The organism is Curtobacterium sp. NPDC089689, assembly GCF_044749145.1.
In the GTDB taxonomy this organism is placed as follows: Bacteria; Actinomycetota; Actinomycetes; order Actinomycetales; family Microbacteriaceae; genus Curtobacterium.
On sequence record NZ_JBIVHJ010000001.1, the window covers coordinates 904497 to 924005 of the forward strand.

Genomic DNA, 19509 nt, shown 5'->3' on the forward strand with positions numbered 1-19509 from the left:
GGCCGACCCGTCGATCAGGAGCCCGCATGTCCGAACGCCGTGCCGCCCGTGCCGCCGCCGTCGCGATCGCCCATCGATCGGCGGGCCGCAAGCGGCCGTTCCTCGTCGCGCTCGTCGCGACGCTCGGCTCGCTCCTGGGCGTCGCCACGGTGATCGCCGTGACCGCGAGCCTCTTCGTCGGGGGCCTCGCGCGGTCGTTCGACGACAGGACGACGACGCTCCCGGACGCCTTTCCGTCGGGTCCGCGTCCCGCAGCGACCGACGGAGCGCAGAACATCCTCCTGATCGGGTCGGACTCGCGCGCGCAGGACGACCCGGACGGCGACCGCGCGGCCGGCGGCCGTTCCGACGCCCTGATGCTCGCGCACGTCCCGGCGGACCGGGACGCCGTGTACCTGATGTCGATCATGCGCGACTCGTGGGTCGAGGTCCCGGGGCGCGGCAGGGCGAAGATCAACGCCGCGTACAGCTGGGGTGGCGTGCCGCTCGTCGTGCAGACCGTGGAGCAGTTGCTCGACACCCGCATCGACCACGTCGCAGAGATCGACTTCGCCGGGTTCCGCGACATGACGAACGCACTCGGCGGCGTCACCGTGCAAGCGCCGTCCGACTTCACGGCGCGAGCGGGCACGCACTTCTCCGCGGGGCCGAACCACCTCGACGGCGATGCAGCCCTGACCTTCGTGCGCGAGCGCTCCGCCTTCGCCGACGCCGACCACACCCGCGTCCGCAACCAGCAGGCGTTCATGCGTGGCGTCGTCGACGGCGTGCTGTCGAAAGGGACGATCACGAACCCCGGGCGCATCCAGGACTTCGTGTCGGCGACGAGCGAGTACCTCTCGGTCGACGCCGGGCTCGACTTCCGGACCCTGGTCGGTCTCGGGTGGTCCCTGCGGGACGTCCGTTCATCCGACCTCGTCACCTTCACGATGCCGACCGCGGGCGGGGGCACGTCGCCGGACGGTCAGTCATACGTCGCGGTGAACGACCTCGCCGTGCAGTCCCTGTCGCGGGCGCTGCGCTCCGACGACGTGGCGACCTGGCTCGAGGCGAACCCGCAGTAGTGCTGGGCGGACGACGAACCCCCTCGGCCGTGGCCGAGGGGGTTCGTCACGCAGTCACGACGATCAGGCCGGGAGCTGCAGGGTCTGACCCGCGTAGATGAGGTTCGGGTCGTCGATGGTCGACGTGTTCGCCGCCCAGAGCTGCTTCCAGCCGCCCTCGAGGTCGAGCTTCGTCGCGATCTTGTCGAGCGTGTCACCCGAGGCGATCTTGTAGGTCTTGCCGCTCGTCTTCACCGGAGCCGGCTTGCTGGACGCCGCCGGCGCGGTGGCCTTCGGGGCGGCCTGCTGCGGAGCCGCCTGCTGCGGAGCCGCCTGCTGCGGGGCCGCCTGCTGCGGGGCGGCCTGCGTTGTGCTCTGCTGCGGTGCGGGCGCCGGCGCCGCGGCCTGCGGGGCCGCACCAGTGGTGCCGCTCAGGCCGAGCTTGGCGGAGCACGCCGGCCACGCACCCCAACCCTGCGACGCGAGGACGCGCTCGGCTACGGCGATCTGCGCCGAACGGCTCGCGGAGGCCGGGTTGCCGGAGCCGCCGTTGGCCTGCCAGGTGCCGAGGTTGAACTGCAGGCCGCCGTAGTAGCCGTTGCCGGTGTTGATCGCCCAGTTGCCACCGGACTCGCACTGTGCGAGCGCGTCCCAGGTCGAACCGGACGCTGCGTTCGCGGGCGCCGCCGCGAGGCCGACACCCGTCGCGGCGATGCCTGCGAAGGCGAGGCCACCGACGATGGTGCGGGTACGGGAAAGCTTCTTCATGTGATTGCTCCACCGGGGTCACGCGCCGGGAGATCCGACTGTCCACTGCCCACCCCGACCGTCCGCGGTCACGTTGTGGGGTGCGCCACCGGGGGCAGTGGTCTCGCGCCGGTGGCACCTCGGTGGGCCACCATAGGAAAATCCGCACCGTTATCAAACCGAGACAAACGGTTCTACCCAGTGGTGCCACGTCCCCCGGGTCTATTCCTGTACGCGGCGATCGCCGCCGTAGCGCAGATCGCCATGTACCCCAGGATGTTCCCTTGGCAATTCCCTGGGAAAACCGGCCCGGAGGCGCCCCTCACCGCCGCGAGAGCAGCGTCACCGCTTCGAGATGGCCGGTCTGCGGGAACATGTCGAGCACCCGGACCCGCTCGAGCCGGAACGACGGCATGCGTGCGAGGTCCTTCGCGAGGGTGACGGGGTTGCAGCTCGAGTACACGACGTGCTCGACGGTCGACTGCTCGAGCCACTCGGACAGCGTCGACCCGATCCCGCGTCGCGGCGGGTTCACGACGACGAGGTCCGGCACGGTGTCCGGTCGGGCACGGAGGGCGTGCTCGGTGGCGTCGTCGGCGGCGAACCGGACGTCCGAGAGACCCGCCTCGCGTGCGGACTGCCCCGCGGACCGGACGGCCTCACGGCTGGTCTCGATGCCCGTCACCGCACGCCCGGGCCGGGCCGCGTGGAGGGCGAAGCCGCCGACGCCGCAGTACAGGTCCCACATCGACGCCGGGCCCACCTCGTCGATCCACGTCGTCGCCTGGGCGTAGAGCTGCGCGGCGACGGTGGTGTTCGTCTGGAAGAAGCTCTGCGGGCGGAGGTGCATCGTGACGCCACCCATCCGCATCGGCAGCGTCTCCTGGTCGGTCAGCACGACCTCCCGGTCGCCCTCGGTGACGGCCTTGTGTTCGGGGAGCAGGTTCGCCGTGACGACCGCGGCCTCCGGCAGCACCGACCGGAGCGCGCCGAGGTGCTCGCGGAGCCGGGGCAGCTGTCCTTCGGAGCGCAGCACGAACCGGACCATGAGCTCGCCGTCGGGCGACTCCGTGACGAGCACGAACTTGAGCTCACCGCGTCGGGCCGCGACGTCGTACGGGATCAGCCGGGCGTCCTCGATGAACTGCGCGAGGACCGGCAGTGCCCGCTGGATCCCGGGCGTGCAGATGCCGCAGTGCCGCAGGTCCACCCCGCGCTGCCGGTGGTCGAGGATCCCGACCGTGGGACGCTGCACGGATCCCCCGACGACCATCTTCGCCTTGTTCCGGTAGGCCGACTCCGGGCTGGTGACGGCCGGCAGCCAGTCGACGGCCGACGGGCCCCCGGCTGCCTCGACCGCGTCGTGCAGGAGCTCCCGCGTCCGGATCTCCTTGTCGAGGACCTGGTCGGCGTAGGGCTGGCCCATGAGCGTGCACGATCGGCACACCCCGCGGTCGAAGTAGTCGCACTGCATGGCCGGCTCAGGATACGGCGTACCCCCGCTGCCACGCCTCCCGTGCGCGAGCATCGGCGGCCCGTGCGACCGCCGCGGTGCCGTCTCGGGATGCCGCAGTGGCTTGCCCGATCGCGGCGCACCAGGACTCGACCGAATCCCCGGCGAGGTAGCGGTCGTCCGGGTAGAGGTCGGTCATGCTGGACCCGGCGGGACCGACGGCGGGCGTGCCGAGCTCGAGGGCGCGGATCGCGACTCCGGACTGGTAGAAGCGGCGGTACGGCACGAGCACGACGTCGGCCGTGGCGATCAGTCGATCGAGTTCGGCCTCGTCGACGAAGGCGTCCCGGACCTCCCAGCCGTCGATGATCGGCCATCCACGACCGATCACCTCGAGTCGACGCGGCTCCGGCAGGCGATCGGCGAGCGCTCGCAAGAGATCGACGTCGCGGTCCGGTTTGTACTGCCCCAGCACCCGGACGACGCATGCCTCGCTGCGCGAGCTCCGCACGGCGAGCGGCCGTGGTGCGACCGGGTGTGGGAGCAGGAGTGCGCTGTCGCCAGGGCAGTCTGCCTGGAGGTCGGCACGGGCGCTCTCGCTGTGGACGATCATCCGGACCCGACGTCCGAGGAAGCCCCCTGCCCACCGGGCGACCCGGCCGTAGCCGCGCGCGTGGACGAGCGGCCGCGGGTCGTGCACGACGATGGCGGCATCGACACGGCCGCCGAGCACGAGACGCATGACGGCCCGGTCGAGGTGCCCCAGCACCGGCCATGTCACGAGGACGTGACCCCCCGAGCGCCGAGCACGGATCAGCGCACGCAGGGTGCGGCCGAGCCAGGCGAGCGCGGAGCCGCCTGCGGCGCTCGGCTCGTCCACACTGATCAGCCGGACCCCCGCAGCGTCACCACCGAGCGTCGCGACGAGCGCCGCCGAGTAGTGGTGCAGGGCTCCCCCGAGGGTGTTGACGACCACGATCCGTGCACTGCTCATGCGTGGAGCCAAGCGTCCGCGACCAGGCGACCGTCCTGCTCGGGCAGGTCCCCACGGACCACCTCGCGCGGCAGGGGAGCATCGAGCGCTGCGACGAGAGCGTCTGCGAGCAGTGCGGGGTCTCCGGGCTGGACGACCCGGTGTCCGTGCTGGGCGAGCCACGGCGCGAGACCCGTCTGGTCGGTGGTGACCACGGTGAGTCCGGCGGCGAGCGCCTCCTTCACGGGCAGGCCGACCTGCTCGCGCCATCGGCCGTCCGGCACGGACGGAGCGACGAGTACCGACGCACGGCTGAGCTCCTCGTTCGCCACGTGGTGCGGCAGTCGCCCGAGGACCCGACGGCTGGCCGGACGCTGGGATGCCCAGCGCCGGAGCCGTTCGTGCTGGGGCCCGGGGCCGATGATCGAGAGGGATGCGTCGGGACGGTGAGCCTCGACCGTCTCCCATGCGGTCGCGAGCACCTCGACGCCCTTGCGAGCCTCGAGCACACCGAGGAACACGCAGCTTCCGGGTTCAGCGGGACGCGGGGCCGGCGAGGGCGACGGGAGCTCGAGGCCGACCGAGTGCTCGACGTTGCAGATGAACGGGAGTCGGTCGTAGGCAGCACGCGCGGCCGGCGTCGCGAAGCGGATCCGGTCGAGCGTCAGCCGCGCGACGGCTCCGACGAGCAGACCGACGACGTTGACGACCCAGGACGGCACAGCTCGCCGACCTCCGACGAGTGTGCCGAGGTCGTTGTTCTCCATGGCGTACGTCACGACGCGGCGTCGGCGGCCGCGGATCGCCCCCGTCACCTTGAACCCGACGGCGAGCAGGACGTGCTTCGGCCAGAACCGCATCCACAGCGGCTCGGGCACCTCGAGTGTGGTCGCCGCGGTCGAGACGAAGCGCCCGAGGGCACCGATCATCGTCGTCCGGCGGATGCCCTCGGCGAGCCCGGTCCCCGCGAGGTCGTAGTTCGTGTCCAGGTAGAGCAGCTCAGCCGGCGCGCCGGCGCGGTGGCGCTCGACGTGCGCTGCGCGGAGCTCGGGGACGACTCGGATGCTCGTCGGGCTCACGCTGCCACCCGCATCAGCCCCGCGGGGACCCCGGCCTGCTCGGCGAGCGCTCGTTCGTACGCGGCGCAGACAGCTCGCCACGTGTAGTGCTCCCGTGCTCGCTCCTGCACGGCGCGCCCCAGGCGCCGCTGTTCCGCCGGGCCGCCGAGCAGCGCGAGGACCGCGTCGGCGATGGCGTCCGGATCGGGCTGCACGAAGGTGGCGTCGGTCCGGGCGAGCACCTCGCGGTTGTAGACCGTGTCACGAGCGACCATGGGGGCGCCGAGGTGCATCGCCTGGACGAGCGCCGGGTTCGTCCCGCCGACACTGTGTCCGTGGAAGTACGCGCCGGCGTGCTGCCACAGCGCGAACAGTCGCTCGTCGTCGGCGACGTGGCCGAGCCAGTGCACGTTCGGGTGCGCCTCGGCGAGCAGTCGGGCGTGCTCGTCGAGCTCACCGCCGTAGCCACTGGAGCCGACGATGACGACCGGGTGCTGCTGCGCGATCCGCTCGGCGGCGACGAGGAACTCGGGCACGGTGTTCTCGGGCACGAACCGGGCGACGACGAGCGCGAACGGGGTCCCCGCGAGGTGCGCGTCCTCGGGGTGCAGGGGCAGCGCGGGCGCCTCGGTCCCACCGTAGGGGATCACGACACCGTCCCGCTCGAACTCCCGGCGCCAGTACGTGCCGATGGCATCGGCGTCGAAGACGAGACGATCGGCGGTCCACGCGGTCATCCGGGCACCCGTCTTGAAGACCGCCTTCGCGAGCCGCCCCCACTTCGCGCGTTCCCACTCGATGCCGTCGACGTTGACGACGGTCGGGATGCCGGCGAGCTTCAGGAGCGGCAGCCAGTGCCCGTTCGCGCAGTTCATGACGAGGGCGACGTCCGGGCGTCGACGGATCGCGTCGAGCACGGCGGTCAGCCCGTAGGTCAGCGTGGAGAGCGACCGTGACTCGAGGCCACGGGTGGTCCGGCGGGTGATCCGCGCGTCGAGCGACGGGTCGTCGACGCGCTCCTGACCGGGCCGCCCGTAGACGGTCACGTCCCACCCCGCGTCGGCGAGGGCCGGTGCCACGTGGCGGACAGCGGTCTCGAACCCGCCGTAGTAGGACGGGTACCCGCGGGTCCCGATGATCGCGACGCGCTTCGACACGGTGGCTCCCTCGTTCGACTGACAGCTGCAATGATATTCTACACAGCAGTATCAGCCGAGGGAAGTTCGGCTCACCGGAGCACGGCGTCCCTCGTTCCGGTCCGCAGGCGGAAGATCGACGCGGTCGCCGTGAGGAAGAGGTCCGTGCCGTCGTCCCCGCCGAAGCAGAGGTTCGAGACGACCTCGGGCACCGGGACCTCGCCGAGCCGCTCGCCCGCCGGGTCGAACACGACGACACCCCGGTGCGACGACGACCAGACGTTCCCGTGCTCGTCCACGCGGATGCCGTCCGGGATGCCCTCGTCGGCGCCGAGCCGTGCGAACTCGCGCCCGTTCTTCACGCGGACGCCGACGTCGTCGACGTCCACGTCGTACGCCCGGATCACCGGGAGCTCACCCGAGGAGCTCGCGACGTACAGCACCCGCTCGTCCGGCGAGAACGCGAGGCCGTTCGGCTCGTCGGCGTCGGTGACGACCGGTCGGGGGTCCGCTCCGTCCGGGCCGCACCGGAAGACCCAGTGGTCGCCGTACTCCCGGACGCCGGGGTGCCCCTCGCGCGGCTGGGTGATGCCGTACGCGGGGTCCGTGAACCACACCGACCCGTCCGATGCGACCACGACGTCGTTCGGGGAGTTGAGCCGGCCGCCGTTCCACCCGTCGACGACCACGGTCACGTCGCCGTCCCGGTCGCGTTCGACCCGTCGGAGGCCGTGCGAGCACTGCACGACCGAGCCGTCGCGATCGAGGAACCGCCCGTTCGTGAACTCGACGGCCTCGGCGTACGTGTCGACCTCGCCGGTGTCGGCGTGCCACTGCAGGATGCGGTCGCCGGGGATGTCCGACCACCGGAGCGTCCTGGTCGCGGGGACCCAGCACGGCCCCTCGGCCCAGGTGCTCCCGGTGGCGATCCGCTCGACGGCGGACGGGTCGGGGACGAGCTCGGTGAACTCCATGACGCTCCTTCGCGTTGGTCGTACGGCCAGCATCGCACCGGCCGTGGGTCACGTCCGGTCGACGATCTCCTGCATCGCGGCCCGGGCGGCGGCCGGGTCGCCGTCCGCGACGGCGCGCGCGAGCGCGCCGTGCAGGCGGACGTCGTGCGCGTCGGGTCCGATCCCGACGCGCTCGTCGAGCGCGCGCTCGACGACGCCGTGCAGGCGGCGGAAGAGCGCGTTGCCGGACCGGTCCAGCACGCGTCGGTGCAGGTCGCGGTCGGCCTGGAGGAACGTCGCGGCGTCGTCGGGACCGGTGGCGGCGGCGAGACGGTCGGCGGAGGCGAGCAGTGCCTCCAGGCCGTCGGCGTCACCGGTCGCGGACGCCGCAGCCGCTGCCGCGGCCGGTTCCACGGCGCGGCGGAGCGCGCGGAGTTCGTGGAGGGCCACCTGCCGGTCCGGTCCGGTGAGCCGCCACCCGACCACGCGTGGGTCGAGCACGTCCCACTCGGCCGCGGGGAGCGCCACGACGCCGACCCGCCGCCGTGCCCGGAGGAGCCCGACGCCGACGAGGACGCGGACGGCCTCGCGGACGATGCTGCGGCTCGCGCCGGTCCGGACCACGAGGTCGTCGATGCTCACCGGATCGGTGCCGAAGGCGCCGTGCACGACGGCCGACCCGAGGTCGTCGAGGACCCGGTCGTAGATCACCGCTGCGCGACCGGACTGATGACCAGCTCGTCGACGCGCACGTGCGCGGGCGCCTCGAGCACGAAGGACACGGCGCGGGCGACGTCCTCCGGCTGGAGCATCACTGCACGGGCGGCGGCGTCCGGGACGACGGGACGACGGTCGAGGAAGTCCGTCGCGACGTCGCCCGGGCAGAGGTGCGTCGCACGGACGCCGTGCTCGGCGCCCTGCTGGTTGAGCGTCCGCACGACGGAGGCGAGCGCGGTCTTCGACGCCGAGTACGCGACGCCCGCGCCGGCCTGGAAGGACCACCCGGCGTACGAGGACACCACGACCACCGTGCCGCCGGCCACGCGGAGCGACGGGAGTGCGGCGTCCACGGTGGCGACCACGCCGGTCAGGTTCGTGTCGACGATCGCCCGGAAGTCGGCCATGGACTGGTCGTCCCAGCGACGTTCGGGGGCGTTCAGGCCGGCGGCGAGGACGAGTCCGTCGAGCCGACCGTGCCGGGTGAGCAGCGTGTCCCGAGCGGTCGCGACCGCCTCGACGTCTGCGGCGTCGAGCGGCAGCACGTCGGCGCTGCCGCCGGCCGCGCGGACCTGCTCGGCGACGGCGTCCAGCCGCTCGACCCTGCGGCCGCTGAGCACCACCGTCCACCCGTCGCTCGCGGCCTGCACCGCCACCGCGGCACCCATGCCGCTCCCGCCGCCGGTGATCCAGAGCACCCGTGCATCCGTCATGGGTGAATAGTATGCCTATTGGGGACCGACGACGGGAGCGACGATGCACCTCGACCTGACCGACCGCGTGGTGGTGGTGACCGGAGCCGCGCGCGGCATCGGCGCCGTGATCGCCGCACGCTTCGCCGCCGAGGGGTGCCGCGTGGTCGCGCTCGACCTCGCGTTCGACCCGGCCGCGGGCCCCGGTCCCGACGTCGACCAGGTGGTGTGCGACGTCACCGACCCGGACTCCGTGCGGACGGCGGTCGACACCGTCGTGGAGCGACACGGGACGATCGACGTGCTCGTCAACAACGCGGGCATCAACGTCGAGGGACTCGTCGCCGACCTCGACTGGGACGCGTGGCGGCGCTGCATGGACGTGAACGTCGGCGGGACCTTCCTCGTGAGCCAGGCGGTCGCGCCGGTGATGCGCGCCGCCGGCCGCGGTCGGATCGTGAACGCGGCGTCGTTCGCGGCGATCGTGCCGAGCGTCGGGAGCGCTGCCTACGCGGCATCGAAGGCGGCCGTGGTGCAGTTCACCCGGGTGCTCGCGTCCGAGCTCGGGCCGTGGGGCATCACCGTGAACGCGTACGCGCCGGGGATGGTGCCGACGGCCATGAACGGGTTCGCCGAGATGCCGCCCGAGCAGCAGGACCGGCTGCTCGACACGCTCTCGATCCGGCGCTGGGAGACGCCCGACGACGTGGCCGACCTGCTCGTGTTCCTCGCGAGCGACGCGTCGTCGTACATCACCGGGACACTCGTCGACGTCTCCGGGGGCAAGCTCGCGACGCAGATCCCCGCGCGGGCGCACGGTCGCTGACCGGACGACGCCACCGGCACACGAGCAGAGTGGACCCGTGGTCGCGCGGGCGACCATCAACGCTGTCCGGGCACACAGGTTCTGCCCATCCGACGCTTCGTAAGCTGTGAGCATCCAGTGAGCCGGACTGCAGCCCGACCCCGAGGAGGTGCCCCATGGTCACCGTCCTCGTCGCGTTCGCGGCACTCGCCCTCATCGTGCCGGCACTCACGCCCTGGCTCGGGCGCCGCGTCTTCCTCGTCGCCGCCCTCGCGCCGGCCGCCGCCGCGGTCCTGACGATCGCCCAGACACCCCGCGCCCTCGGCCCCGGGGTCCGGGAGCGGTTCACCTGGGTGCCGCAGCTCGACCTCGCCGTCGGTCTCCGGGTCGACGCCCTCTCGTGGGTGCTGGCGCTCGTCGTCACCGTGGTCGGGACCCTCGTGCTCGTCTACTGCGCCGCGTACTTCGAGGAGCGCGAGGTCGGTCTCGGGCGCTTCGCGGGCGTGCTGACAGCCTTCGCCGGCTCGATGTACGGGCTCGTGGTCGCCGACGACGTCATCGTGCTGTTCGTCCTGTGGGAGGCCACGACCGTCTTCTCGTACCTGCTCATCGGCCACGACGCAGTGAAGCGGGCGAGCCGGGCCGCCGCGATGCAGGCGCTCGTCGTGACCACGGCCGGCGGGCTGGCGATGCTCGCCGGGCTCGTCCTGCTCTCCGTCCGCGCCGGCACGACCTCGCTCAGCGCGATCGTCGAGGACGGTCCCGCGCTCGCGGCGTCCGGCGGCGCACTCGTCCCGGTGGCGGTGACGCTCGTGCTGCTCGGCGCCCTGACGAAGTCCGCGATCGTCCCCTTCCACTTCTGGCTGCCCGCCGCGATGGCCGCGCCGACCCCGGTGAGCGCCTACCTCCACGCCGCCGCGATGGTGAAGGCCGGCATCTACCTCGTCGCCCGACTCGCCCCGGCGTTCGCGCTCGTCGACGGCTGGCGTGAGACCGTCACGGTCCTCGGCGTCCTCGGCATGGTCGTCGGCGGCTACCGCGCGCTCCGGCAGACCGACCTCAAGCTGTTGCTCGCGTACGGAACGGTCGCCCAGCTCGGGTTCCTCGTCCTCGCCGTGGGCTGGGGGGAGCCGGCGATCGCCCTCGGCGGGGTGGCGCTCCTCGTGGCGCACGCGACGTTCAAGTCGACCCTGTTCCTCGTCGTCGGGGCCATCGACCACGTGGCCGGCACGCGAGACCTCACCCGCCTGAGCGGCCTCGGACGCCGGATGCCCTGGCTCGTGGTCGTCACGGTCCTCGCGCTCGCCTCGATGGCCGGACTCCCGCCGACGATCGGCTTCGTCGCGAAGGAGGCGGTGCTCGCGGGCTTCGTGGAGGCCCTGCACGGTGACGGCAGCGGTTGGGCGTGGTTCGCGCTCGTCGGCGTCACGGTCGGTTCGGTGCTCACGGTGGCCTACTCGCTGCGGTTCCTCTGGGGCGCGTTCGCCCGCAAGCCCGGCGTGGCCGAGTCCGAGCCGCACGGACTGCACGGCCTCGGTGCCGTGCCCTCCGTGCTCGGGGTCGCCGGTCTCGTGCTCGGTGTCCTCACCCCGCTCGTGGCGAAGGGCGTCGAGCCGGCCGCGCGTGCCGCGTCGATCGGCTCCGCACCGGTCCCGCACCTCGCGCTCTGGCACGGGCTCGAGCCGGCGCTCGGCATCTCCGCCGTCACGCTCGTCGGCGGTGTCGCGCTGTTCCTCGTGCGCCGCCCGGTCGAGGCGCTGCAGCACCGTCTCGCCGGCGCTCCGAGCGCTGCCGGCACCTACCGACAGGTGATGCGCGGACTCGACCGGGCCGCGACCGGGCTGACCGCCGCACTCCAGCGCGGTTCGCTCCCCTACTACCTGACGGTCATCCTCTCGGTGTTCGTCGCCGGGGCGATCCTGAACCTCGTCCTCGGCGGACCGTGGGCGTTCTCGGTCCGGTTCGCGGACTCGTGGGGGCAGGTCCCCGTCGTCGTCGTGATGGGCATCGCCGCGATCGCCGTGCTCACCGCGAAGACCCGCTTCGCCGCCGCGGTCCTCGTCGGGGTCACCGGGTACGGCATGTCGGTCCTCTTCGTGCTGCACGGCGCGATCGACCTCGCACTCACGCAGCTCGTGGTCGAGACGGTGACGCTCATCGCGTTCGTCCTCGTCCTGCGTCGCCTGCCCCCGCGGATCGCGACGGCGAACCCCTCGCGCTTCCGCATCGTGCGCGCACTCTTCGCCGGGCTGGCCGGACTCACCCTCGCGATCGTGGTCGTCGTCGCCGCGTCCTCCCGCACCGCCGAGCCGCTCTGGCCCGACCTCCCTGCGCTGACGAGCTCGTTCGGGCACGGGCTCAACGTGGTGAACGTCGCCCTCGTCGACCTGCGCGGGTGGGACACGCTCGGCGAACTGACCGTCGTCGTCGCGGCCGCCACGGGCGTCGCGAGCCTCATCTTCGTGAACTCGCGCGAGGACACGCTGCCGCGGCTCCGTGACCTCCCGTCGAGCATCACGAGCGACAAGCACCGCCCCGACGGTGAACCGCGCGCCTGGCTGCCGACGAGCGCCGCGATCCCGACCGGTCGCTCGGCGCTCCTCGACGTGGTCGTCCGACTCCTCTTCCACGGCCTCATCGTGCTGTCGGTGTACCTGCTCTTCGCCGGGCACAACGCCGCGGGCGGTGGGTTCGCCGGCGGCCTCGTCGCCGGCATCGCGCTCGCCGCCAGGTACCTCGCCGGTGGCCCGGCCGAGCTCGGCGCGGCAGCTCCGGTGCGCGCGGGTCGCCTCCTCGGGCTCGGTGTCGCGACCGCCGCCGTCACGGCGCTCGTGCCGCTGTTCTTCGGCAGGGAAGCCCTCTACTCGGAGTTCGTCGAGGCCACCGTCCCGGTGCTCGGACACATCGAGTTCGTCACGGCGACGTTCTTCGACATCGGCGTCTACCTCGTGGTCGTCGGACTCGTGCTCGACGTCCTCCGCAGCCTCGGTGCCGAGGTCGACCGACAGCGCCTCGAGGACTCCCGCGCGCCCATCGCCGACACGACCGAGTCCGACCCCGCCCACAACGCCGCTGCCGCCACCCCGGAAGGGAGTGCCACGTGACCGTCACCCTGGTCCTCGTCATCGCCATGGCGGTGCTGTTCTCGTGCGGCGTGTACCTGCTGCTCGAACGCTCGCTCACGCGGATGCTCCTCGGGTTCCTGCTCCTCGGCAACGCCCTCAACCTGCTCCTGCTCGTGATGTCCGGTGCCGCGGGCAAGCCGCCGATCGGGAAGTCCGCCGAGGGCATCACCGACCCGCTCCCGCAGGCGTTCGCCCTCACCGCGATCGTCATCACCTTCGCCGTGAGCGCGTTCCTCCTCGCGCTGATCCACCGCTCCTGGAAGCTCTCACGCGCGGACGAGGTCGAGGTCGACGAGGCCGACGTCGCCATCGGTCGGGAACGCGACGACGACGCCGACGAGGATCCCGGCGACGAGGACCCCGAGCTCGACACCGACCCCGAGGCCGCCCAGCAGGAGGAGCACACGCGATGACCTGGCTCGTCCCCCTCCTCGTGCTCGTCCCGCTGCTCGGCGCGGCGGCGGCACTCGGGCTCGTCCGCCACCAGAAGACGCAGCGGGCGATCACGGTCGGCGTGCTCGTCGTCGCCGTGGTGGTCGCCGCGACGCTCATGGTGCTCGTCGACCGGCACGGCACGATCGTGGTCCAGGTCGGCGGGTGGCAGGCACCGTACGGCATCTCGCTCGTCGTCGACCGGTTGAGCGCGCTGCTGCTCACCGTGAGCGCGAGCGTGCTCCTGCTCGTCCTGCTCTTCTCGATCGGGCAGGGGCTCGCCGACGACGACGAGGACGCCCCGGTCACGATCTTCTACCCGACGTACCTCGTGCTCGCGGCCGGTGTGCTCGACTCCTTCATCGCCGGCGACCTCTTCAACCTCTACGTCGCGTTCGAGATGCTGCTCGTGGCCTCGTACGTGCTCATCACCGTCGGCGGCAGCGAGCAGCGGGTCCGCGCCGGCACGACGTACATCGTGACGAGCCTCATCGCGTCCGCGATCTTCCTCGCCGCCATCGGGCTCGTGTACGGGGCGACCGGCACGGTGAACATCGCCCAGATCTCCGAGCGCGTCGCCGACCTGCCGGAGCACGTGCAGCTCCTGCTCCACACGATGCTCCTCATCGGGTTCGGCATCAAGGCCGCCGTGTTCCCGCTGGCGTTCTGGCTGCCCGACTCGTACCCGACGGCCCCGGCACCGGTCACCGCCGTCTTCGCCGGTCTGCTCACCAAGGTCGGCATCTACGCGATCATCCGCCTCGAGACGATCATCTTCCCGAGGCCCCAGCTCAACACGGTGCTGCTCGTGGTGGCGATCCTCACGATGGTGGTCGGGGTGCTCGGCGCGGTGTCGCAGACGGACGTGAAACGGCTGCTGTCCTTCACGCTCATCAGCCACATCGGCTTCATGGTGATGGGCATCGGTCTCGGATCGGTCGTCGGCACGGCAGCGGCGGTGTTCTACACGGTCCACCACATCGTCGTGCAGACCACGCTGTTCCTGGTGTCCGGACTCATGGAACGCGTCGGCGGGACGACCTCGACACGGTCCCTCGGCGGGCTCCTCAAGGCCGCTCCGCTGCTGGCGGCCCTGTACCTCGTGCCGGCGTTCAACCTCGGCGGCATCCCGCCGTTCTCCGGCTTCATCGGCAAGCTCGGCCTGTTCCGCGCCGCCGCGGAGGACGGTTCCCCCCTCGCGTACGCGACGATCGCCGCCGGGGTCGTCACGAGCCTCCTGACCCTCTACGCGCTCATGCGCGTCTGGGACGCCGCCTTCTGGCGGCCCAAGCCGGCCGCCGAGCCGGCCGCGCCGCACGCGAGCACGGCGGAGCCGCACGCGCACCTGCGGTCGCCGGAACCGGCGCCGCTGACGGTGTCCGAGGACAGCGGTGAGGCGTACCACCCGGGAGGCTCGGTGACCGTCACCGACGCACCGCACGCGAGCACCGCCTCTCCCATCCGGCACGGCCGTGTCGCCGCTGACGCGTCGTCACGGAACCGGCGGACGGGACCCAGTCCGGCGACCGGCTCCACGGCCGCCGCAGGCGAGGCGCCGGGACGCGTCCGCCTCCCCCGCATGCTCGTCGGTGTGACCACCGTCGCGGTCCTCGGGTCGGTCGCCCTGACCGTCGTCGCCGGACCGCTGTACGGCTACGCGACCCGCGCAGCCGAGTCGCTCGAGTCTCCGGACCGCTACGTCCAGGCCGTGCTCGGGGGTGAGCGGTGAGCGACACGCGACGCATCACGAACGCGCGGCGGATCGCCGTCGCCTGGCGCTACGACGTCCCGCTCGTCGCCGGGCTGACCGTGCTGTGGGCGCTCCTCTGGGGATCGTGGACCCCGCTCACGCTGCTCTGCGGCCTGGTGGTGGCGCTCCTCGTGACCCAGTTGCTGCCCCTGCCGCCGGTCCCGCTGTCGGCGCGGTTCTCCGTCCCGTCGGCGCTCCGGTTCCTCGTCGTGTGGAGCGGGTTCGTCGTCGCGGCGTCGTTCCGGGTCGCCTGGGCGGCGTTCCGACCGCGCGGGGTGCGGCGCAGTTCGATCGTGCTCGTGCAGCTGCACACGACGTCCGAGATGACCTTCACCCTCGCCACCATCGCGATCTCGCTCGTGCCGGGGTCGTACGTCGCCGACGTCGACCTCCGACACCGCAGGATCCTGCTGCACGTGCTCGACACCGAGCGGCTCGAGCAGGTCGACGCAGAACGGCGGACCGCGCTCCGGATCGAGGCGATGGTCATCCGGGCACTCGGTTCCAGGCAGGACGTCTCGGAGCTGTCCGAACCCCTGCCGGAGGTGGTCCGGTGAACGCCGCGGTGGCCGTCATGGCGGTGTGCATCGCCCTCGTCCTGCTCCTGCTCGGCGTCACGCTGGCGCTCGCGGTCGGACGCATCGTGCGCGGGCCGACGATCCTCGACCGGATGATCGGGTCGGACATGGTGCTGACGACCGTCCTGCTCGTCATCGCCGCGGCCATGGTGATCCGGCGCGACCTCACCGCCGTCCCGGTGCTCGTGGTCATCGCGGCGACGAGCGTGTTCGCGACGATCGCCGTGGCGCGGGCGGTCACGCCGTCGTCCGACCCGTCCGACGAGGGGTCCGACGTCACCACCCCGGAGCACGCCATCGAGGAGGAGACACCGTGATCGAACTCATCGAGGGCTTCGTCGACGGCGCCGGCGTCCGCGCGTGGATCGCCGTCGGGCTGCTGCTCGTCGGGTCCGTGCTGTCCCTCGGTGCCGGGGTCGGCATCGTCCGGTTCCCCGACCCGCTCGTCCGGCTCCACGCGATGGCGAAGCCGCAGGTCCTCGGACTGGCGTTCGCGCTCGCGGCGATCGTCGTGGCGGTGTGGACGTGGACGGCGCTGTGGCTCGTGCTGCCGATCATGGTGTTCCAGCTGTTCCTGGTGCCGGTGTCGACGCACATGATCGCGCGGGCCGGACTCCGGTCGGGCGACTACCGGCACGACGCGCTGCTGCACGACGACACCGAGTAGCCCGGGCGGCGCTCGGCGGGTCAGGCCGGGCGCCGGGCCCGCGACAGCACGAGGTTCGCCACCGCCGCGACCACCACCACGGCCGCCGCCACCGCGGGCAGCACCATCGCGCCCGCTGCCCCCGACCGTTCGGCGACCTCACCGGTCACCGCCGAGGCCAACGACTGCCCGACGATGACCGCCGAGCCGAGGATCGTCATGGTCGTCGCCGAGCGCCCGACCGGGGAACGGTCCGACCCGAGCGAGTACTGCGTCACGAGCGTCGGCCCGATGCCGATCCCCATCACGCCGAGCACGATCGCCACCGCGGCGACGGAGTCCGCCTGCGAGAACGCGACCGCGCCGGCGAGCAGCACCGCCCCGAACACGAGCCAGCGCCACCCGAGGCCGAACCGCCGCGGGAACGCCGCGGACCCGAGCGCGAGCCCGGCTGACCCGATGCCCATCACGCCGTAGAGGAGCCCCGCGCGCGAGGCCCCGCCGTGCGACTCCATGAACGCCGTCAACGAGGTCAGCGTCGCGCCGAAGAACAGGCCGATGCCGAGGATGCCGAGCACCACGACGACGAGACGCGGCCGCAGCAGCTCGCGCGCCGGCGCCTGGGCGACCGGACCGGACGCGGCGACGGCGAGCTTCCCGGTCGGGTGGAGCGCGAACGCGGTCACGAACACGAAGGTGAGCACCGAGGCCCCCGCGACGGCGACCCACGGCGCGATCGCGCTCGCGAGCACCCCGACGAGGAACGGGCCGATGATGAACACGGTCTCGTCGGCGGCGGACTCGTACGCCATGGTGCCGCTGAGGACCTTCTCGTGCCGGTCCGCCGCCATCCGCTGCCGGATGATCGCGACGAGTCGCGTGCGGGACATCGGGGCGACCTGCGGCGCGGACGCACCGATCAGGAAGGACATCGCGAGGACGGCCAGGTCCGGCGCCGCGCTCGACACCACGAACGGCAGCGCCCCGAGCAGGACGCCGTTGACGATGCCGACCGGGACGAGGACGCGCCGCTGGCCGAAGCGGTCAGCCGTCGCCCCGACCATCGGGCCGAAGACCGCCGAGCCGATGCCGACGGACGCGGAGTTGATGCCACCGAGCGCCACCGAGTCACGGGCGGCGACGACGAGCGTCAGGACACCGACCACCACCATCGCGAACGGGAGCCGCGCGATGAACGCGATCGGGAAGTACCACCGGCCGGCGTGGCCGATCAGGGAGGTGGGTCGTGCTTGGAGCATGGGGGTGTGCCTTCTCGGCCCGGCCGGACAGGGGGCGGGCCCATCGGGTGCCGCCGCTGTCCGTCGGGCCCCGTGGGGCGGCCGACGGCCGGTAGATACACACTGCGTGTTCTGCTTGCGCTGTCGAGGGTACCGCCTGTCGGCCGGGAGGCACGGGTCGGCGCCGCCACGGCCTCCCGGCCGACAGGCGGTAACCCTGCGTCACCGGCGGTCGCGGTGCCCGGCTGGCCACCTATCGTGTCGCGCATGGAACAGCGACGCACCGGACGGACGGGGGCTCCCGTCAGCGCGTTGACGCTCGGCACCCGCGCACTGGCCGGGGTCGCGGCACGCGACCTCGGCGCCGCGGCCGCACTCGTGCACGAGGCGCTCGAACGCGGGGTCACCGCGGTCGACGTGTCCGACGCCGACGGTGCCGGTCTGGCAGAGGAGGCGGTCGGAGCGGCCCTCGCGGGTCGGCGCGACGACGTCTTCGTGTCCGTACGGTTCGGGGATCCGGTCGATGCGGACCCGGCGCACCGCGGCAACGGACGCCGGTGGATGTTCCGCGCGGTGGAACGGAGCCTCGATCGACTGGGCGTCGACGTCATCGACCTCTACCAGCCCGCACGACCGGACCCGGCGACCTCCCTCGACGAGACGCTCGACGCCCTGGCGGACCTCGTGGCGCTCGGACGGATCCGGGCGTTCGGCATCCCGGGGTTCCCCGCTGAGGAGCTCGTCGAGGCGCAGTGGCTGCGTTCGGGGGGCAAGAGCGCGACAGCCACCCACGTGCCCTACTCGTTGCTCGCCCGGACCGCCGAACGGACGGTCTTGCCCGTCGCACGGCGGTTCGGGCTCGGGGTGTTCGCGGGCGCACCGCTCGCAGGAGGGTGGCTCGCGGGCGCCTACCGGGAGGGGGGCGGCCAGCCGGTGTCCCCACGAGCGGCGGCCGACCCGGACGCCTACGCTGTCGAGTCGCCGGGGAACCGCCGCAAGCTCGCGGTCGTGGACCGGTTGGGACGGATCGCCGACGAGGCCGGGTTGACCCTCTTCGAGCTCTCCGTCGGTTTCGTGCTGACCCACCCGGACGTGTCGAGCGTGGTCGTCGGGCCGCGGACGTCCTCTCACCTGGACGCGTTCCTCCAGGCGTCGGAGGTGGCGCTGGACGATGACCTGTTGGACGCGGTCGACCGCGAGGTTCCGCCGGGCACGCACGTGCTCGAGCAGGACACCGGGATCGCGCTGCCGGCGCTGTCCCGGGAGCGACTGCGGGGCCGGACGCTCGTGCGGTGACCCGCCGTCAGCGGTGCTGGGTGAGGGTGCAGAGCGCTTCGTGCGCGACCATCACGGGCACCGCGAGGGCGTGGGGCAGAGCAGCGGCGAGCCGCTCGAGGCCGGAGAGCACCGCATCCAGAGCCGGGTTGTCGGTCGGTGCGGGCCAGTTCGAGGAGACGGGGCGGGCGATGTCCTGCTGCGAGAGAACGGTCATGGTCGTGTCCTTCAGGTTGCCGCCGACCCTGCGTCAGCATTGTGATGTCCAACACATTGCCGGTCTGATGCCATGTCAAGTGCGATGGGAATCGGGCCAGGCGTACGATCTCGACCATGGTGGAGATCCCGACGCCGAAGCCGAAGCCGACCGACCTGCTCTCGATCGGGGAGGTCGTCCGCCGGACCGGTGTCGCGGCCTCGGCGCTGCACTTCTACGAGCGCAAGGGCCTGATCCATCCCGAGCGCACGACCGGCGGCACACGGCTCTACCCGCGGCACGTCGAACGCCGGATCGCGATCATCCAGGTCGCGAAGCGACTCGGGATCCCGCTCAGCGAGGTCGCCGAACAGTTCGAGACGTTGCCGAGCGACCGGATGCCGTCGCTCCGGGACTGGGCGCGGTTGAACGAGCGGTGGCGCGCGCGACTGCGGGCCCGTCAGCTCGAACTCGAGCGACTGCAGGACGAGATGACGCAGTGCATCGGCTGCGGCTGCGTCTCACTGAACGCCTGCCTGGTGATGAACCCGGGCGACACGATGGGCGCAGACGGCGCGGGTGCCCGGCGCCTCCTGCCGATCGAGGACTGACGCACGTGGGGTTCGGTGCGGGTGCGGGCGCGGGGTCACGAAACGCGCGCGTCTCGTCGCCCGGCCCGGGGCCTGGCCGGG

General features: G+C 72.4%; 20 protein-coding genes. 10 read left to right on the top strand and 10 right to left on the bottom strand.

Going from position 1 to position 19509, the window contains the following annotated elements:
- Positions 1 to 26 precede the first annotated feature (26 nt).
- Positions 27 to 1064, top strand: a complete 1038-nt coding sequence (locus tag ACIPYW_RS04350; RefSeq protein ID WP_400411074.1) for an LCP family protein — start codon at positions 27 to 29, stop codon at positions 1062 to 1064.
- Positions 1065 to 1127: 63 nt separating this feature from the next.
- Here the strand turns inward: ACIPYW_RS04350 and ACIPYW_RS04355 are convergent, their stop codons facing one another.
- The 8 genes from ACIPYW_RS04355 to ACIPYW_RS04390 all read right to left on the bottom strand — a co-directional run bounded on the left by ACIPYW_RS04355 (position 1128) and on the right by ACIPYW_RS04390 (position 8793).
- Positions 1128 to 1811: a transglycosylase family protein gene (locus tag ACIPYW_RS04355; protein ID WP_400411076.1), complete on the bottom strand. Its 684-nt coding sequence runs from the start codon at positions 1809 to 1811 to the stop codon at positions 1128 to 1130.
- A 301-nt stretch (positions 1812 to 2112) separates the two neighbouring features.
- Complete coding sequence (rlmC, locus tag ACIPYW_RS04360) at positions 2113 to 3264, bottom strand: 23S rRNA (uracil(747)-C(5))-methyltransferase RlmC (RefSeq protein ID WP_400411077.1); 1152 nt, start codon at positions 3262 to 3264, stop codon at positions 2113 to 2115.
- Positions 3265 to 3271: 7 nt separating this feature from the next.
- Entirely contained in the window at positions 3272 to 4237 is a 966-nt protein-coding gene (locus ACIPYW_RS04365; RefSeq protein ID WP_400411079.1) for a hypothetical protein, read from the bottom strand.
- Positions 4234 to 5295 carry a glycosyltransferase family 4 protein gene (locus ACIPYW_RS04370; RefSeq protein ID WP_400411081.1) on the bottom strand — a complete coding sequence of 354 codons (1062 nt, stop codon included), beginning with the start codon at positions 5293 to 5295 and terminating at the stop codon, positions 4234 to 4236. The genes ACIPYW_RS04365 and ACIPYW_RS04370 overlap by 4 nt, the downstream gene beginning before the upstream one ends.
- On the bottom strand, positions 5292 to 6431 hold the full coding sequence (locus ACIPYW_RS04375; protein ID WP_400411083.1) for a glycosyltransferase: 1140 nt from the start codon (positions 6429 to 6431) through the stop codon (positions 5292 to 5294). Before ACIPYW_RS04375 ends, ACIPYW_RS04370 begins: the two co-directional genes overlap by 4 nt.
- Before the next feature lie 71 nt (positions 6432 to 6502).
- Positions 6503 to 7384, bottom strand: a complete 882-nt coding sequence (locus tag ACIPYW_RS04380) for an SMP-30/gluconolactonase/LRE family protein (RefSeq protein ID WP_400411085.1) — start codon at positions 7382 to 7384, stop codon at positions 6503 to 6505.
- A gap of 48 nt (positions 7385 to 7432) precedes the next feature.
- On the bottom strand, positions 7433 to 8074 hold the full coding sequence (locus tag ACIPYW_RS04385; protein ID WP_290133098.1) for a FadR/GntR family transcriptional regulator: 642 nt from the start codon (positions 8072 to 8074) through the stop codon (positions 7433 to 7435).
- Positions 8071 to 8793 carry an SDR family oxidoreductase gene (locus ACIPYW_RS04390; RefSeq protein ID WP_400411087.1) on the bottom strand — a complete coding sequence of 241 codons (723 nt, stop codon included), beginning with the start codon at positions 8791 to 8793 and terminating at the stop codon, positions 8071 to 8073. Before ACIPYW_RS04390 ends, ACIPYW_RS04385 begins: the two co-directional genes overlap by 4 nt.
- Positions 8794 to 8836: 43 nt before the next feature.
- On the opposite strand from ACIPYW_RS04390, the gene ACIPYW_RS04395 reads away from it, so the two are divergent.
- The 7 genes from ACIPYW_RS04395 (at position 8837) to ACIPYW_RS04425 (ending at position 16129) form a co-directional block, all read left to right on the top strand.
- Positions 8837 to 9598, top strand: a complete 762-nt coding sequence (locus ACIPYW_RS04395) for an SDR family NAD(P)-dependent oxidoreductase (RefSeq protein ID WP_400411089.1) — start codon at positions 8837 to 8839, stop codon at positions 9596 to 9598.
- 155 nt (positions 9599 to 9753) lie between these two features.
- The gene (locus tag ACIPYW_RS04400) at positions 9754 to 12681 is read left to right on the top strand and encodes a Na+/H+ antiporter subunit A (protein WP_400411091.1); all 2928 of its coding nucleotides are present in this window, start codon (positions 9754 to 9756) and stop codon (positions 12679 to 12681) included.
- Complete coding sequence (locus ACIPYW_RS04405) at positions 12678 to 13115, top strand: Na(+)/H(+) antiporter subunit C (protein ID WP_400411093.1); 438 nt, start codon at positions 12678 to 12680, stop codon at positions 13113 to 13115. The genes ACIPYW_RS04400 and ACIPYW_RS04405 overlap by 4 nt, the downstream gene beginning before the upstream one ends.
- Entirely contained in the window at positions 13112 to 14863 is a 1752-nt protein-coding gene (locus tag ACIPYW_RS04410; protein ID WP_400411095.1) for a Na+/H+ antiporter subunit D, read from the top strand. Before ACIPYW_RS04405 ends, ACIPYW_RS04410 begins: the two co-directional genes overlap by 4 nt.
- The gene (locus ACIPYW_RS04415) at positions 14860 to 15441 is read left to right on the top strand and encodes a Na+/H+ antiporter subunit E (RefSeq protein ID WP_400411097.1); all 582 of its coding nucleotides are present in this window, start codon (positions 14860 to 14862) and stop codon (positions 15439 to 15441) included. The genes ACIPYW_RS04410 and ACIPYW_RS04415 overlap by 4 nt, the downstream gene beginning before the upstream one ends.
- On the top strand, positions 15438 to 15779 hold the full coding sequence (locus ACIPYW_RS04420; protein WP_400411099.1) for a sodium:proton antiporter: 342 nt from the start codon (positions 15438 to 15440) through the stop codon (positions 15777 to 15779). Before ACIPYW_RS04415 ends, ACIPYW_RS04420 begins: the two co-directional genes overlap by 4 nt.
- Positions 15776 to 16129 carry a cation:proton antiporter gene (locus ACIPYW_RS04425; RefSeq protein ID WP_400411101.1) on the top strand — a complete coding sequence of 118 codons (354 nt, stop codon included), beginning with the start codon at positions 15776 to 15778 and terminating at the stop codon, positions 16127 to 16129. The genes ACIPYW_RS04420 and ACIPYW_RS04425 overlap by 4 nt, the downstream gene beginning before the upstream one ends.
- A gap of 20 nt (positions 16130 to 16149) precedes the next feature.
- Here the strand turns inward: ACIPYW_RS04425 and ACIPYW_RS04430 are convergent, their stop codons facing one another.
- Positions 16150 to 17367 carry an MFS transporter gene (locus ACIPYW_RS04430; protein WP_400411103.1) on the bottom strand — a complete coding sequence of 406 codons (1218 nt, stop codon included), beginning with the start codon at positions 17365 to 17367 and terminating at the stop codon, positions 16150 to 16152.
- A gap of 246 nt (positions 17368 to 17613) precedes the next feature.
- Between ACIPYW_RS04430 and ACIPYW_RS04435 the strand changes: the two genes are divergently transcribed.
- On the top strand, positions 17614 to 18642 hold the full coding sequence (locus ACIPYW_RS04435) for an aldo/keto reductase (RefSeq protein WP_400411104.1): 1029 nt from the start codon (positions 17614 to 17616) through the stop codon (positions 18640 to 18642).
- 7 nt (positions 18643 to 18649) lie between these two features.
- Here ACIPYW_RS04435 and ACIPYW_RS04440 read toward each other — a convergent pair whose 3' ends face one another.
- Positions 18650 to 18838, bottom strand: a complete 189-nt coding sequence (locus ACIPYW_RS04440) for a hypothetical protein (RefSeq protein ID WP_400411107.1) — start codon at positions 18836 to 18838, stop codon at positions 18650 to 18652.
- 116 nt (positions 18839 to 18954) lie between these two features.
- Between ACIPYW_RS04440 and soxR the strand changes: the two genes are divergently transcribed.
- Positions 18955 to 19428, top strand: coding sequence for a redox-sensitive transcriptional activator SoxR (gene soxR, locus ACIPYW_RS04445; RefSeq protein ID WP_400411108.1), 474 nt, complete (start codon positions 18955 to 18957; stop codon positions 19426 to 19428).
- The last annotated feature ends 81 nt before the right edge of the window (positions 19429 to 19509 follow it).

Coding starts and splice junctions, on each gene's coding strand:
- ACIPYW_RS04430 (WP_400411103.1), bottom strand. CDS start 17,367: ATGCTCCAAGCACGACCCACCTCCCTGATCGGCCACGCCGGCCGGTGG.
- ACIPYW_RS04365 (WP_400411079.1), bottom strand. CDS start 4,237: ATGAGCAGTGCACGGATCGTGGTCGTCAACACCCTCGGGGGAGCCCTG.
- ACIPYW_RS04390 (WP_400411087.1), bottom strand. CDS start 8,793: ATGACGGATGCACGGGTGCTCTGGATCACCGGCGGCGGGAGCGGCATG.
- ACIPYW_RS04440 (WP_400411107.1), bottom strand. CDS start 18,838: ATGACCGTTCTCTCGCAGCAGGACATCGCCCGCCCCGTCTCCTCGAAC.
- ACIPYW_RS04435 (WP_400411104.1), top strand. CDS start 17,614: ATGGAACAGCGACGCACCGGACGGACGGGGGCTCCCGTCAGCGCGTTG.
- ACIPYW_RS04400 (WP_400411091.1), top strand. CDS start 9,754: ATGGTCACCGTCCTCGTCGCGTTCGCGGCACTCGCCCTCATCGTGCCG.
- rlmC (WP_400411077.1), bottom strand. CDS start 3,264: ATGCAGTGCGACTACTTCGACCGCGGGGTGTGCCGATCGTGCACGCTC.
- ACIPYW_RS04395 (WP_400411089.1), top strand. CDS start 8,837: ATGCACCTCGACCTGACCGACCGCGTGGTGGTGGTGACCGGAGCCGCG.
- ACIPYW_RS04380 (WP_400411085.1), bottom strand. CDS start 7,384: ATGGAGTTCACCGAGCTCGTCCCCGACCCGTCCGCCGTCGAGCGGATC.
- ACIPYW_RS04350 (WP_400411074.1), top strand. CDS start 27: ATGTCCGAACGCCGTGCCGCCCGTGCCGCCGCCGTCGCGATCGCCCAT.
- ACIPYW_RS04355 (WP_400411076.1), bottom strand. CDS start 1,811: ATGAAGAAGCTTTCCCGTACCCGCACCATCGTCGGTGGCCTCGCCTTC.
- soxR (WP_400411108.1), top strand. CDS start 18,955: ATGGTGGAGATCCCGACGCCGAAGCCGAAGCCGACCGACCTGCTCTCG.
- ACIPYW_RS04410 (WP_400411095.1), top strand. CDS start 13,112: ATGACCTGGCTCGTCCCCCTCCTCGTGCTCGTCCCGCTGCTCGGCGCG.